This window comes from Arthrobacter globiformis (assembly GCF_030817195.1).
Classification (GTDB): domain Bacteria; phylum Actinomycetota; class Actinomycetes; order Actinomycetales; family Micrococcaceae; genus Arthrobacter; species Arthrobacter globiformis_D.
Genome location: NZ_JAUSYZ010000001.1, coordinates 3,314,489 through 3,327,684, shown reverse-complemented (window position 1 = coordinate 3,327,684; position 13,196 = coordinate 3,314,489). Strand labels below are relative to the sequence as shown.

The 13,196-nt window shown below is 67.7% G+C and carries 13 protein-coding genes; 7 read left to right on the top strand and 6 right to left on the bottom strand.

Going from position 1 to position 13,196, the window contains the following annotated elements:
- Positions 1 to 15 precede the first annotated feature (15 nt).
- From mihF to metK, 5 genes are all read left to right on the top strand, one after another.
- Entirely contained in the window at positions 16 to 339 is a 324-nt protein-coding gene (gene mihF, locus QF036_RS15060; RefSeq protein WP_043418338.1) for an integration host factor, actinobacterial type, read from the top strand.
- 43 nt (positions 340 to 382) lie between these two features.
- Complete coding sequence (gmk, locus tag QF036_RS15055; protein WP_307103118.1) at positions 383 to 979, top strand: guanylate kinase; 597 nt, start codon at positions 383 to 385, stop codon at positions 977 to 979.
- Positions 980 to 994: 15 nt separating this feature from the next.
- Complete coding sequence (gene rpoZ, locus QF036_RS15050) at positions 995 to 1,255, top strand: DNA-directed RNA polymerase subunit omega (protein WP_003800778.1); 261 nt, start codon at positions 995 to 997, stop codon at positions 1,253 to 1,255.
- 40 nt (positions 1,256 to 1,295) lie between these two features.
- Positions 1,296 to 2,531: a bifunctional phosphopantothenoylcysteine decarboxylase/phosphopantothenate--cysteine ligase CoaBC gene (coaBC, locus tag QF036_RS15045; RefSeq protein ID WP_307103115.1), complete on the top strand. Its 1,236-nt coding sequence runs from the start codon at positions 1,296 to 1,298 to the stop codon at positions 2,529 to 2,531.
- Positions 2,532 to 2,607: 76 nt separating this feature from the next.
- Complete coding sequence (metK, locus tag QF036_RS15040; protein WP_307103113.1) at positions 2,608 to 3,843, top strand: methionine adenosyltransferase; 1,236 nt, start codon at positions 2,608 to 2,610, stop codon at positions 3,841 to 3,843.
- On the opposite strand, the gene QF036_RS15035 is transcribed toward metK, so the two are convergent.
- Entirely contained in the window at positions 3,833 to 3,988 is a 156-nt protein-coding gene (locus tag QF036_RS15035) for a hypothetical protein (RefSeq protein ID WP_307103111.1), read from the bottom strand. The two genes, metK and QF036_RS15035, sit on opposite strands and share 11 nt — an antisense overlap.
- On the opposite strand from QF036_RS15035, the gene QF036_RS15030 reads away from it, so the two are divergent.
- Positions 3,987 to 6,089 carry a primosomal protein N' gene (locus QF036_RS15030; RefSeq protein ID WP_307103109.1) on the top strand — a complete coding sequence of 701 codons (2,103 nt, stop codon included), beginning with the start codon at positions 3,987 to 3,989 and terminating at the stop codon, positions 6,087 to 6,089. The two genes, QF036_RS15035 and QF036_RS15030, sit on opposite strands and share 2 nt — an antisense overlap.
- 28 nt (positions 6,090 to 6,117) lie before the next feature.
- Here the strand turns inward: QF036_RS15030 and QF036_RS15025 are convergent, their stop codons facing one another.
- The 4 genes from QF036_RS15025 to QF036_RS15010 all read right to left on the bottom strand — a co-directional run bounded on the left by QF036_RS15025 (position 6,118) and on the right by QF036_RS15010 (position 9,444).
- A complete protein-coding gene (locus QF036_RS15025) occupies positions 6,118 to 7,194 on the bottom strand; it encodes a glycosyltransferase family 4 protein (RefSeq protein ID WP_307103106.1) in 1,077 nt (358 codons plus the stop codon).
- Positions 7,191 to 8,120, bottom strand: a complete 930-nt coding sequence (locus tag QF036_RS15020) for an alpha/beta fold hydrolase (protein WP_307103104.1) — start codon at positions 8,118 to 8,120, stop codon at positions 7,191 to 7,193. Before QF036_RS15020 ends, QF036_RS15025 begins: the two co-directional genes overlap by 4 nt.
- Positions 8,121 to 8,134: 14 nt before the next feature.
- Positions 8,135 to 9,004: an aldo/keto reductase gene (locus QF036_RS15015; protein WP_307103102.1), complete on the bottom strand. Its 870-nt coding sequence runs from the start codon at positions 9,002 to 9,004 to the stop codon at positions 8,135 to 8,137.
- 77 nt (positions 9,005 to 9,081) lie between these two features.
- Entirely contained in the window at positions 9,082 to 9,444 is a 363-nt protein-coding gene (locus tag QF036_RS15010; RefSeq protein ID WP_307103100.1) for a VOC family protein, read from the bottom strand.
- Between the two features lie 262 nt (positions 9,445 to 9,706).
- Between QF036_RS15010 and katG the strand changes: the two genes are divergently transcribed.
- Complete coding sequence (gene katG, locus QF036_RS15005; protein WP_307103099.1) at positions 9,707 to 12,001, top strand: catalase/peroxidase HPI; 2,295 nt, start codon at positions 9,707 to 9,709, stop codon at positions 11,999 to 12,001.
- Between the two features lie 110 nt (positions 12,002 to 12,111).
- Here the strand turns inward: katG and QF036_RS15000 are convergent, their stop codons facing one another.
- Positions 12,112 to 13,074 (bottom strand): sugar-binding transcriptional regulator, encoded by a 963-nt coding sequence (locus QF036_RS15000; RefSeq protein ID WP_307103097.1) that lies wholly within the window; start codon positions 13,072 to 13,074, stop codon positions 12,112 to 12,114.
- Positions 13,075 to 13,196: the final 122 nt, after the last annotated feature.

Sequence of the window (13,196 nt, the reverse complement as noted above, 5' to 3'; positions counted from 1 at the left end):
CTGACCCCAGGGGAAATGACCGTGAGCTTGCGACCCTTGTCACCGCAGGAACGTTCCGACGCACTCAGGAAGGCCGCGGCGGCAAGGGCTGCCAGGGCCTCGGCCAAGGAACGGCTCAAATCCGGAGAGCTGACCGTGGCCCAGATCCTGGACTCCGGCGGCACCGAGGAGGCCATAGCGCGGATGCGCGTTTCGGAACTCCTTGAGGCCCTGCCGGGGATCGGAAAGGTCCGGGCCGCGGCCATCATGGACAGCCTCGGCATCGCAGCGTCCCGCAGGGTCCGTGGGCTGGGCATTCACCAGCGCCGGGCGCTGGTAGATTTTATGAACGAGAAATAGCTTTATCCGAACAGATTCATCTGCAGACCGCCCAAAGGAATACGTGAGCAACAAACCCGGACTGACAGTCCTCGCTGGTCCTACGGCTGTTGGCAAAGGCACCGTGTCCACCTATATCCGCGACAACTACCCCGAAGTCTGGCTGTCCGTTTCGGCCACCACCCGGGCCCCGCGGCCCGGTGAGATCGACGGCGTGCACTACTACTTCAAGTCCAAGGAAGAGTTCGAGTCCCTCGTGGCCGCCGGCGAATTCCTGGAGTGGGCCGTGGTGCACGGGCAGAACACCTACGGAACCCTGAAGAGCACCGTCAACCAGGCAATCGCCGAGGGCCGCTCCGTGCTGCTGGAGATCGACCTGCAGGGGGCACGCCAGGTGAAGCAGGCGGTTCCGGATGCCCAGTTCGTGTTCCTGGCACCGCCCAGCTGGGAAGAACTGGTCCGCCGGCTGGTGGGCCGCGGCACGGAATCGGTCGAGGAACAGCAGCGCCGGCTGGAAACCGGTAAAGTAGAGCTTGCTGCTGAACCGGAGTTCGACCACACCGTCATCAATGACGACGTCCGCCGGGCAGCGGACGAGCTTGTTTCACTCATGGGGCTGACCCCGCACCCGCGCCAGCCGCAGACGCCATCAGCCCGCTAGATATTTGGAGAATTCGTGTCCACGAACCTTGAAGGCATCATCAACCCGCCGATCGATTCGCTGCTCGAGGCAGCCGATTCCAAGTACGGCCTGGTGATCTTCGGTGCCAAGCGTGCACGCCAGATCAACGCCTACTACGCACAGCTGCACGAGGGCCTCTTCGAGTACGTCGGACCGCTGGTTGACACCAAGCTGAACGAGAAGTCGCTGTCCATCGCCCTGCGCGAGATCAACGAAGGCAAGCTGGTTTCCACGCCGATCGAAGCTGCAGAGTAACCACCGCAGAGTAAACAGACTGCCTGCTGACGGAGTTCACGTGCGCATAGTCCTCGGAGTCGGGGGAGGGATCGCCGCCTACAAGGTGGCATCGCTCCTCCGGCTTTTTACTGAAGCCGGCCATGACGTCACCGTCATTCCCACGGAAGCAGCCACCCGCTTCGTCGGCGTGGCCACATGGGAGGCGCTGTCCGGTAACCCGGTGACCAACAGCGTCTTCGACGACGTTGACCAGGTGAAGCACGTCCGGCTGGGCCACGAGGCAGACCTGATCGTGGTGGCCCCCGCCACCGCCGATCTCCTGGCCCGTGCCGCCACCGGCCAGGCTAATGACCTGCTTACCAACACGCTTCTCATGGCGAGCGGCCCGGTGCTGTTCGCCCCGGCCATGCATACCGAGATGTGGCAGCATGCGGCCACCCAGGCCAACGTCGAAACTCTGCGCAGCCGTGGCGTGACCGTCCTGGAACCCGCCAGCGGAAGGCTGACCGGCAGCGACTCCGGGCCCGGCCGGTTGCCCGAGCCCGAAGCCATCTTCGACGCCGCCATCGCCCTGATGCAGGACACGGGCGTTCCGGCGCATCTCCCGCTGGCCGGCCGCACCGTGACCATCAGCGCCGGCGGCACCCGGGAGCCCCTGGACCCCGTCCGGTTCCTGGGCAACCGCTCCTCCGGCAAACAGGGCGTGGCGCTGGCCGCCGCCGCCCGCGACGCCGGAGCCACCGTGCGGCTCGTAGCCGCCCACATGGAAGTGCCCGCCCCGGCGGGCGTCGAACTCATCGCCGTCGAAACGGCCCTGCAGCTCCGCGAAGTCATGCTGGCAGCGGCAGCCGATTCCGACGTCGTCATCATGGCGGCGGCGGTGGCCGACTTCCGGCCGGCGGAGGTCTCCGGAAGCAAGATCAAGAAGCGGGACGACACCGCCGACCCCGTGATCACGCTGGTCCGCAACCCCGACATCCTGCACGAGCTCGTCGCGGTCCGTGACACCGCCGGCAGCAGCCAGCTCGTGGTGGGCTTTGCCGCCGAGACGGGTGATGAGCAGGGTGATGTGCTGTCCTACGCGGAGGCCAAGCTGAAGCGCAAGGGCTGCGACCTGCTGGTGGTGAACCACGTGGGCGCTGACAAGGTGTTCGGCCAGGACCACAACTCCGTGGTGATCCTCTCGCGGGCCGGTTCCGAGCCCCAGGCGGCCTCCGGCTCCAAGCAGGACGTCGCCGCCATCGTCATTGACCGCATCGGCTCCGAACTAAGCCGGGTCTTTCCGCGAACCTGACCGGCGTAAGCAACGTCTCCTTAGCATGGGGACACACGCTGCCGCCCCTCCGTTTGCCAACCAGTAAGGTAGTTGAGTGACTTTACCGCTGCACATTCCAGAATCCCACGGGTCCACGCCCGCCGCGCTTCGGCTCTTCACCTCGGAGTCGGTCACTGAAGGGCACCCGGACAAGATCTGTGACCAGATCAGTGATGCGATCCTGGACGCCCTGCTGGACAAGGATCCCGAGTCCCGCGTCGCCGTCGAAACCATGGCCACCACCGGCCTGGTCCATGTCGCCGGCGAAGTGACCACCGACGCTTATGTCGAAATCCCGCAGATCGTCCGCGAGACCATCCTGGGCATCGGCTACGACTCCTCCGCCAACGGCTTCGACGGCGCCCGCTGCGGCGTTTCCGTGTCCATCGGCCAGCAGTCCAACGACATCGCCGGCGGTGTCTTCAATTCCCTGGAAGCCCGCGAGGGCCGCCAGGAGGACGACTACGACCTCCAGGGCGCCGGCGACCAGGGCCTGATGTTCGGCTACGCCAGCGACGAGACCCCCTCCTACATGCCCACGCCGATCTGGATCGCGCACCGCCTCTCGGAGCGCCTCACCGAGGTCCGCAAGAACGGCGAACTCTCCTACCTCCGCCCGGACGGCAAGACCCAGGCCACCATCGGCTACGACGGCGACCGGCCGGTTTCGGTGGAAACCATCGTGATCTCCAGCCAGCACGCCGACGGCTTCAGCCTTGACCAGCTGCGGGCCGACCTCGCGACGCACGTCATTGACCCCGTCCTCGCCCTCGCGGACCTGGACATTTCCCGCACGGTCAACATCCTGAACCCGGCCGGCGCCTTCGTGATCGGCGGCCCCGTCGGCGATGCAGGCCTCACCGGCCGCAAGATCATCGTGGACACCTACGGCGGCATGGCCCGCCACGGCGGCGGTGCCTTCTCCGGCAAGGACCCGTCCAAGGTGGACCGCTCCGCAGCGTACGCCATGCGCTGGGTTGCCAAGAACGTGGTGGCAGCGGGACTCGCCAAGCGCGCCGAAATCCAGATCGCCTACGCGATCGGCCAGGCCCGCCCGGTGGGAACCTACGTCGAGACGTTCGGGACCGAGACCGTGGACCCGGCCAAGATCAGCGCCGCGATTGCGGAGATTTTCGACCTGCGCCCCCGGGCCATCATCGACGCCCTGGACCTGAAGCGGCCCATCTATGCCAAGACGGCCGCCCACGGCCACTTCGGCCGCGATGATCCGGACTTCACCTGGGAGCGCCTGGACCGCGTGGATGACCTGAAGGCCTACTTCAACGCCTGAGCCGTCTGTCCACGGCCGTCAGCACCGGGATGTCAGACCCGTGTGCTTGGCTGATGAGTAAGCCAGGACGGAGGTAAGGCGCCATGTCTTTGAACAGCATGTCTTCGAACAGCAGGTCTTCGAACAGCAGGTCTTCGAACCGCATGTCTGCGCACCCAACGTCTGCGCACCCAACCTCTGCGCACCCCGCGCCGGAGCCACAGCAGCTGTCATTGCTGCAGGGGTTTCCGGCCACGGCCAGGCCGGCCAGCGGCCCGCCGCTGGCGGCCGACCGTCCGGTGGCGCGCGTGCTCATCGAGTCGTCGCTGCCGCACCTGGACCGGCCCTTCGACTACAGCGTTCCGGCCGAACTGGATGAGGACGCCCAGCCGGGCGTCCGTGTCCGCGTGAAGTTCAGCGGCCAGGAACTCGGCGGCTACATCCTGGACCGGGTTGAGGAGTCCGACGCCGGCCAGCCCCTCGTCCCGCTGCACAAGGTCGTCTCGCCGGTCGCCGTCCTGACCACGGCCCTGCAGGAACTCGCCGGGCGCGTGGCCGCACGCTACGCGGGCACCGTCAGCGACGTCCTCCGCGTGGCTATCCCGCCGCGGGTGGTCAAGGTGGAGAAGGAGCTTGCCGACGCTGAGCCGGCCGGGCCTCCCGCGGCGGATCATGACTTGTCCGGCTCCGGTTGGACCGCCTACCGCAACGGCGCCGCCTTCCTCCGCCATCTTGCGTCCGGAGGCTCACCCAGGGCTGCCCTCAGTTCGCTGCAGGGGTTTGGCCCGGACGGCTGGCCGCGGCTCATCGCGGACGCTGTGGCGGCGGTCCGGGCATCCGGACGCGGCGCCGTCGTCGTCGTTCCCGACTACCGCGATCTGGACCGCGTCCAGGCTGCCCTCGAGGACATCCTTCCCGCCGATGACGTTGCCCGGCTGACGGCCGACGACGGCCAGTCACCCAGGTACCGCAACTACCTCAGAATCCTCAAAGGTTCCGCGGGCGTCGCCGTGGGCACACGCTCGGCGGCCTACGCCCCGGTACAGAACCTGGGACTCGTGGTGTGCTGGGACGACGGCGACGACCTCCACACCGAACAGCGTTCCCCGTACGCCCACACCCGCGAGGTGCTGCTGCTCCGTGCCGAGCAGGAGGGGGCTGCGTGCCTGCTGGCAGGTCACGCGCGCAGCACGGAGGTGCAGCGGCTGGTGGACGCCGGCTGGGCGATGCCTGTGGAAGCCGAACGCACGGTGCTGCGCCGCACGGTGCCCCGGGTCCTCAACACCGCCGACAGCTTTGAGCAGGAGCGCGACCCGCTCGCCCGGCTGGCAAGGCTGCCAGGTGCAGCGTGGCGCACCGCCAAGGAAGCACTGGAACGCGGCCCGGTCCTGGTGCAGGTTGCCCGTGCCGGGTATGCGCCGTCGCTGGCGTGCGAAACCTGCCGGGAACCGGCGCGCTGCCCATCCTGCCAGGGACCGCTCGCCATTGCGGGCAGCGCCGCCGTCCCCCAATGCCGGTGGTGTTCGACGCCGGCACCGGAGTGGCGCTGCGGGCACTGTAACGGCACCCGGCTGCGCCGTGGTGCGGCCGGCGTGCTCCGCACGGCTGAGGAGCTGGGCCGGGCGTTTCCAGGCAAGGCCGTGGTCACGTCCTCCGGCCAGAACGTCAAGGCCACGGTGCCGGATGCCTGTGCGCTGGTGGTGGCCACGGTGGGCGCCGAGCCTGTGGCTCCGGGCGGGTACGCTGCGGCGCTGCTGCTCGACGGTGACTCGCTGCTGCGCCGGGAGAACCTGCGCGCGGGCGAGGACGCCGTACGCCGCTGGTTCAACGCCGCTGCCCTCGTCCGGCCTTTCACTGAGGGCGGGATCGTCGTCATCACCGCGGACGACACTGCCGCCGTCGGCGCGCTGCTTCGGTGGGACCCGGCCGGTTATGCCCAGCGTGAGCTGGGGCTGCGCGCTGAGCTGCAGCTTCCCCCGGCGGTGAGGGTAGCCGCCGTCACCGGCGGCAGCACCGCCGTCGGGCATTTCACCGCCTCGGCCACAAAGCTTCTCGCCGCCGAGGGCGTGGAGCTGCGCGTTGCGGGCCCGGCACCGCTGCTGCAGACGGCAAGGACGGAAAACGAGGATGTGCGCACGCTGCTGTTCATTCCGTACGCGCAGGCCGCTACCGTCACGAGGGTGCTGCGGGCCGCGAAGGCCGCAGGCGCGGCGAAGCGCACGGAGGACCCGGTGCAGCTGCGGCTCGACGGGGTCGACGTGCTCTGACGCCAATGCGTTGACCCCGGCTGTCAGGTTACCTGCGGCGGAGCGCCATTACCTCTGCCGCAACGTCCACCAGCTGGCGGGCGGATTCGTCCCAGCTGAACTGCCGTGCGCGCGCCGCCGACCGCCGGGAGACGTCCTGCCAGTGCTGCCCGTCGGCGAGGCGGCGCACGGCGGCGGCGAACTCCGGCGCCGACCCCGGATCTACGTAGGTGGCGGCATCCGCACCCACCTCGCGGAAGATCGGGATGTCGCTGGCGATGACCGGGGTGCCCAGTGCCATGGCCTCCACCAGGGGCAGGCCGTAGCCCTCGGCCCTGGACAGGGTGACCAGCGCGGTGGTGCGGTTCAGCAGGGCCGTGTATTCGTCGTCGGTGACGCCGTTATGGAACACAACGTTCGCGCCGGCGGGGATCTGCGCTTCCAGCTCGGCGCGGCGGTGCGGGGTGATCCGGCTGAGCAGGTGCAGCGTGTAGCCAGGCAGTCCGGCCATCCCGGCGAGCATCGTTTCGACGTTCTTGTAGGGCATGAACGAGCCCATGTACAGCAGTGTCTTCTCCGGCGCTACGGCCGGGTCGCGGGGCTGCTGGGCCGGCTGCGGAGCGTTGCTGACGATCCGCACCGGGCGGCTCGTCAGGCGGTACTTGGACATCAGGGCCTCGGTGGTCCTGCTGATGGTGGCGACGACGTCGGCACGGTTAAGCAGGAGCCGCTGGGGCCAGAACGCCTTGTGGTACAGGCGCCACAGGATCCGCACCGGGGCCGGCAGGAAGCCCGGCGGTGCCGGGTGTTCGTAGTAGATGAGGTCGTGCAGGGTCAGCACCAGGCCGTACTTGCGCCCCCACGTGCCCATGGTCTGCATGGGGCACACCACCACATCCGCCCCGAGCTGATTGACTTTCCGCGCCACGAAGAGCTCGGCGGGGGAGAGCGGGCTGCTGATGAGCGTGTACGGAACATCGGGAAGCAGGGCCAGTTGCCGGAGGTCGCTGATGAGCATGGACACATCGGCGATCTTTGAGACGGCGGCGATGAGGCTGGAGCCGTAGCGGCTGATCCCGTCGTGGTGGTCCGTCCGGGTGAAACGGGCGTCGATGACTATCTTCACGCGGGGTGGTCCTTAAGGAAGCTGCGGATGAATCCTGCGGCAGGTTCGGGCGTTTCGTAGTGGATCAAATGGCCGACGCCTGGGATGACATCGAGCGTTGCGTCGGGGAGCAGCCCGGCAAGCCGGTGCTGGTCCCGCAGCAGGGCGATTTCGTCCTTTTCGCCGGCGACCAGCAGCACGGGCAGGGTGAGCCGGGGCGCGACCTCGGCCACGTTGCTGCTGACGGACGCGGTGAAGGATTCCAGCAGGCTTTCCCGGTTCGCGAACGCACTGAAGTACGCGTGGTGCTGCCCGTGGATGAACTGCAGCAGGTCCTTGTCCTTCGTCTTCGCCATAGCCATGCTCATCACCCGCACGATGAGCGGGCTGCGAAGCAGGGCCAGGCCAAGGGGGCGGGGGAGGCGCGCGGAGAGGCGGTAGTACAGCACGGCCAGCCGGGTCATGAGGCCCTTGGGGCCTTCGAGCGCGGGCGCTGCGATGGGGTTGACCAGTATGAGCGGGCGGACGGCGTCGGGATGGGCGGCAACAAAGTGGGCGGCCACGATGGAGCCGAACGAGTGGCCCAGCAGGACGGTGTCCGGCCCGAGTCCCAGGGCGGCCATGAAGTCGCTGATGAAGCGGCCGTAGCGTTCCACGCTGTGGGCGGCGTCGGTGAACGGGCCGGAGCTGCCAAAACCGGGAAGGTCCGGCATGATCAGGCGCATCTCCGGCAGCTGGTCGGCCACCCGCAGCAGCCCGTGGTGGTCGCCGCGGAAGCCGTGGATGACCAGGACGGTCCGCGTTTCAGCCGTGGTCTTTTCCGGTTCGTAGACCCAGTAGGCAACGTTACTGCCGGCCAGCTGCGTTGTGGATGCACGGGTGCGGGCGGCGAGTCCGCTGCTGACGAAGGACGGTGCTGTAGCGGGCTCGGAGTCGGCTGTTCTCATCTGCTGGGGGAGTCCTAGTTGACGTTGTCGGGGTGGGAGCCTGTGCGGTGGCCGCGGTCCAGGGCATCGATGTCAGCCATGTCCAGGGCAGAGAGCTCGAAGCCGAAGACGTCGAGGTTCTCGCGGATCCTGGCGGCAGAGCTTGCCTTGGGAATGGTGACGTGGCCCAGCTGCAGCTGCCAGCGCAGGATGACCTGCGCGGCGCTCACCTTGTGCTCGGCCGCGAGGGCGCCGATGACGGGATCCTCCAGCACCTGGCCGCGGCCCAGGGGGCTCCACGCCTCGGTGAGGATTCCCAGCCCGCGGTGCTTTTCCCGGAGCTCGGCCTGCTGCAGCCACGGATGCAGTTCGATCTGGTTGACGGCCGGCACCACCTCGGCTGTCTCCAGCAGCTGGTCCAGGTGCTGCGGCTGGAAGTTGGACACGCCGATGGCCCTCACCTTGCCCTCGCGGTACAGCGTCTCCAGGGCGCGGTACGTCTCCTGGAACAGTCCCCGCTTCGCGCACGGCCAGTGGATCAAGTACATGTCCACGTATTCCAGGCCGAGGTTGATCATGGACTTGTCGAAGGCCCGCAGTGTCGCGTCGTAGCCGTGGTCGTCGTTCCAGACCTTGGTGGTGATGAACAGATCCTCGCGGGAAGTACTGTGGGCCGCCTCGCCTGAACCGCCGGCGGCGGCTTCCGTGGCGAACAGGTCTACCAGGCCGCGCGCCACTCCGGATTCGTTCCCGTACATGGCGGCCGTATCAAAATGCCGGTACCCGGCGTCCAAGGCGGTCAATACCAGGTTGGCGGTGTCTTTTGGCGGAACCTTGTAAAGCCCGAAGCCCAACTGGTCGATCAGCACGCCGTTGTTCAGGCTGAGCCGGGGAGAGGTAGTCATGGATACGACTCTACCGATACCGCGCCGCGGCGCGCGTGACCGGCAGTCGCAGTGTTAGCCCCTGGTTTGGCTGGGACTCAGCCCCAGCAGAGACAGAAGGGGTGGCCGGCCGGGTCCGCGTAGACCTGGAAGCCCTCGGCGGAGGTGATGTCGTCCGCTGGCTTCAGCAGGCGCGCACCGAGCGACATTGCCTCCTCGTGGGCGGACGAGACGTCCTCAACATAGAGGTCAAGGTGGATCTGCTGCGGGTTCCCGTCAGGCCATTCCGGCGGCACGTGGTTGGGCGCAAGCTGAAAGCCGAGGCGCGGGTTCCCGTCGACGCTTACCGTGTGCCAGTCGTCCTCCGCGTCCACGATGCCACCGAGCAGTCCGGCCCAGAAGGCGCTCTCGGCAGGGAGGTCGGCGGCGTCGAACACGACAATCTCTCTGGTGATTTTCATGCGGTCATCCTTGCATGACGGCAGCGATTTGCCGAGAGTTTCAGGGCGGGAGCTGGCCGGACCGGTGTTCACGGGAGGCGCCATCACACGCGCTCCGCCTCCCACCCGGCATCGGTGTAGCGCTCACGCAGCCGGTGCGGCGGACGACCGGACCTGCCAGTGCCGAGGAGGCTCTCCCCGCGGCCTCCGCCCGTGGTCAAATAGGAGGGTTAGACCGGCTGCCCGAGTCCGACCACGGCCTCGGCCATATGGAAGGAACAACATGAGCGATCGCCAGGACCAGCCCCCGGTCCCCACTCCGGAAAGCTCCCAGGACCCGGACGTCAAGGCCGCGGGAGGGGGCCCGGCCGACCCTGACAGCGTGACTGCGCACGGCAGCGAGAGCGAGAACCCGGCGATCGACGCGCCTCAGCCCAAGGCGCACCGGCCGCGGACCGTCGCGGACTGGTGGCCGAACCAGCTCGACCTCTCCGTGCTTCACGCCCACCACCCGGCAGGCAACCCGCTCGGCCCCACGTTCAGCTACCGCAAGGAGTTCCAGAAGCTCGACGTCGAGGCGCTCAAGCAGGACATCATCGGCGTCCTGACCACCTCACAGGACTGGTGGCCCGCGGACTTCGGCCACTACGGCGGCCTAATGATCCGGATGAGTTGGCACGCTGCGGGCACCTACCGGGTCCACGACGGCCGCGGCGGTGCCGGGGACGGCAGCCAACGGTTCGCGCCGCTCAACAGCTGGCCGGACAACGCCAACCTCGACAAGGCCAGGCGGCTGCTGTGGCCTGTGAAGCAGAAGTACGGCCAAAAGCTCTCCTGGGCCGACCTTCTCGTCCTCGCAGGCAACGTCGCCCTTGAGTCGATGGGCTTCAAGACGTTCGGTTTCGCATTCGGCCGCGAGGATGTATGGGAGCCCGAGGAGATCTTCTGGGGTCCCGAGGACACGTGGCTCGGCGACGAACGCTACGTCGGCGAAGGCAAAATGGCGGAGGGCGTGGGTGCCACCGAGATGGGCCTGATCTACGTCAACCCGGAAGGCCCGATGGGCAATCCGGATCCTGCCAAGGCCGCGGCGTTCATCCGCGAGACCTTCAAACGCATGGCCATGAACGACGAGGAAACCGTCGCGCTGATCGCCGGCGGCCACACCTTCGGCAAGACCCACGGCGCCGGCGACGCCGACGCGCATGTCGGCCCGGAGCCGGAGGCAGGCGACCTCGAGTCGCAGGGCCTGGGCTGGCTGAGCACCTACGGGACCGGCAAGGGGGCCGACACAATCACATCCGGCCTTGAAGTCACCTGGACGGACCGGCCGACCCAATGGAGCAACCGCTTCTTCGAGATCCTGTTCGAGCATGACTGGGAGCTCATCAAGAGCCCTGCCGGTGCCCACCAGTGGGTGGCCAAGGACGGCGCGGAGATCATCCCGGACGCCCACGACCCGGCGAAGAAGCACCGGCCCACAATGCTCACCACTGACCTCTCGCTGCGCATCGACCCCACCTACGAGAAGATCTCGCGGCGCTTCCTGGAAAACCCGGACGACTTCGCACTCGCGTTCGCCAAGGCCTGGTACAAGCTCCTGCACCGCGACATGGGCCCCGTCGGCCCCCACCTGCTCGGACCATGGGTCCCCGCGCCGCAGCTCTGGCAGGACCCCATCCCGGACGTTGACCACGAGCTGATTGACGAGCAGGCCATCTCCTCGCTCAAGGCCCAGCTCCTGGACTCGGGCCTGTCCGTCTCCCAGCTTGCCGGCACGGCGTGGGCCGCGGCGTCCACCTTCCGCAAGACCGACAAGCGCGGCGGCGCTAACGGGGCACGGATCCGGCTGGAGCCGCAGCGCGGCTGGGAAGTCAACGAACCCGGACAGCTGGCCACGGCGCTGCAGGCCATCGAGAGGGTGCAGCAGCAGTTCAACTCCGCCCAGACCGGGCGCACGAAGGTCTCGCTGGCAGACCTGATCGTCCTCGGCGGCTGCGCGGCTGTGGAGAAGGCCGCGAGGGACGCCGGCTTCGACGTCACGGTGCCGTTCCGGCCCGGCCGCGCCGACGCCTCCCAGGACCAGACCGACGTCGAGTCATTCCAGTACCTGCAGCCGCGGGCGGACGGGTTCCGCAACTACGTGCGCCCCGGCGAGAAGCTCCAGCCCGAGACCCTCCTGCTCGATAAGGCGTACTTGCTGGACCTCTCCGCGCCGGAGCTGACAGCGCTCATCGGCGGCATGCGTGTCCTGGTCACCAACGTCGGCGGTTCCGCACACGGCGTCCTCACCGACAGGCCCCAGGTCCTGACAAACGACTTCTTCGTCAACCTGCTCTCCCCGGGCACCCGCTGGAAGGCGTCGGAGGGAGAGGAGAACGTCTACGAGATCAGCGACGTCGCCAGCGGCGAGCTGAAGTGGACCGCGACACCGGTCGATCTGGTCTTCGGCTCCAACTCGCAGCTCCGGGCACTGGCCGAGGTCTATGCGAGCGATGACGCCAAGGAGAAGTTCGTCAACGACTTCGTGGCAGCCTGGGTGAAAGTCATGGAGCTCGACCGCTTCGACCTGTCCTGACCGGGGCATCCGCGCCGGCCGCAGATGCGGCCGGCGCGGGGCACCGACGCGGAGCAGCCGGCTGACGGCGTCCGGACAACGCCGGCTGCCTCACCTGTCCCGCCCGCAGTTCAGACGGCCTCCTCGAAGCTAACCAGCCGCCGGGCCGAGGCCTCATCGAGGATCAGGTCGGTCGCCAGCCCGGCCACCAGCGCCCCGCGGAGCCCGTTGATCTTGGACGCGCCGGACACCACGCAGATCCGGCGGCGCACCTGGCGGAGCTGGTCCAAGGATGGTCCGGTGGAGCGTTCGTTCAGGGTGATGCCGTCCGAGGAGCCATCGCCGCGGAAGAAGACCGTGGCCACGTCCCCGACGACGTCGGACTTCGCCAGGGTGGCCAGGTCGTCCTCGTCGAGGTAGCCGCCGGCGTACACGTGGCTGGGGTAATCGGCATCCACTGAACCCACGCCGAAAATCGCGATGCTCATGCGGGACTGCAGATCGAGGATGCGCTGCACGCTCCGCTCATTCCACATCGCGGTCTTCGTGGCGGCATGGTCGAAGAAGGCCGGCACGGGAAACTGTTCAACCCGCGCCCCGTAGGCGCTGCCGAAGCGCCGCATGATGTCGCTGGCGTAGGTGATGCCGGTGGTCTGCATGTTGCCCGCACCGTTCAGCTGCACCACCACGCTGTCGTGGGTGATCTTGCGCGTCAGGTGCCGGCTCACCGCGCTCAGGGTGGAGCCCCAGGCCACGCCGATGATGGCGTTGGAGTCCACAACCGGGCCGATGGTACGTGCGGCCTGCATTGCCACACGGTCCAGCGTCTCCGCCTCATTCAGGGTGTCCAGGACGGGCACCACGTGCACATCCACCTTGTAATGCGCCCGGATCAGCCGCTCCAGCTCCGGGCCTGTGTCCAGCGGGCTGCGGATCTGGATCTGCACCAGGCCCGTTTCCCGGGCCGTTGAAAGCAGCCGGGAAACCGTGGAGCGGGAGGTCCGCAATTCCCGGGCGATGGCGTCCATGGTGAGGTCCTGCATGTAGTACAGCTGGGCGGCGCGCAGCGCGTCAGAGTGTCGGGGACGGGGCATGCATCTTTCCGTTCTGCACGTTTGTGCATAGTGCTTGACGTTATTTTCCAATAATTCAAACAATAGTGGTGAACGGCCCCGCACCTTTCGGTGCGCCGCCTGCAACAACCCTTCGAACCAAA

Bases quoted from the DNA above. Each gene is read 5' to 3' on its own strand.
- QF036_RS15010 (WP_307103100.1), bottom strand. From the start codon at position 9,444: ATGAAAATCACCAGAGAGATTGTCGTGTTCGACGCCGCCGACCTCCCT.
- katG (WP_307103099.1), top strand. From the start codon at position 9,707: ATGAGCGATCGCCAGGACCAGCCCCCGGTCCCCACTCCGGAAAGCTCC.
- QF036_RS15030 (WP_307103109.1), top strand. From the start codon at position 3,987: ATGTCTGCGCACCCAACGTCTGCGCACCCAACCTCTGCGCACCCCGCG.
- mihF (WP_043418338.1), top strand. From the start codon at position 16: ATGACCGTGAGCTTGCGACCCTTGTCACCGCAGGAACGTTCCGACGCA.
- QF036_RS15015 (WP_307103102.1), bottom strand. From the start codon at position 9,004: ATGACTACCTCTCCCCGGCTCAGCCTGAACAACGGCGTGCTGATCGAC.
- QF036_RS15000 (WP_307103097.1), bottom strand. From the start codon at position 13,074: ATGCCCCGTCCCCGACACTCTGACGCGCTGCGCGCCGCCCAGCTGTAC.
- QF036_RS15035 (WP_307103111.1), bottom strand. From the start codon at position 3,988: ATGCGGTTCGAAGACCTGCTGTTCGAAGACCTGCTGTTCGAAGACATG.
- QF036_RS15020 (WP_307103104.1), bottom strand. From the start codon at position 8,120: ATGAGAACAGCCGACTCCGAGCCCGCTACAGCACCGTCCTTCGTCAGC.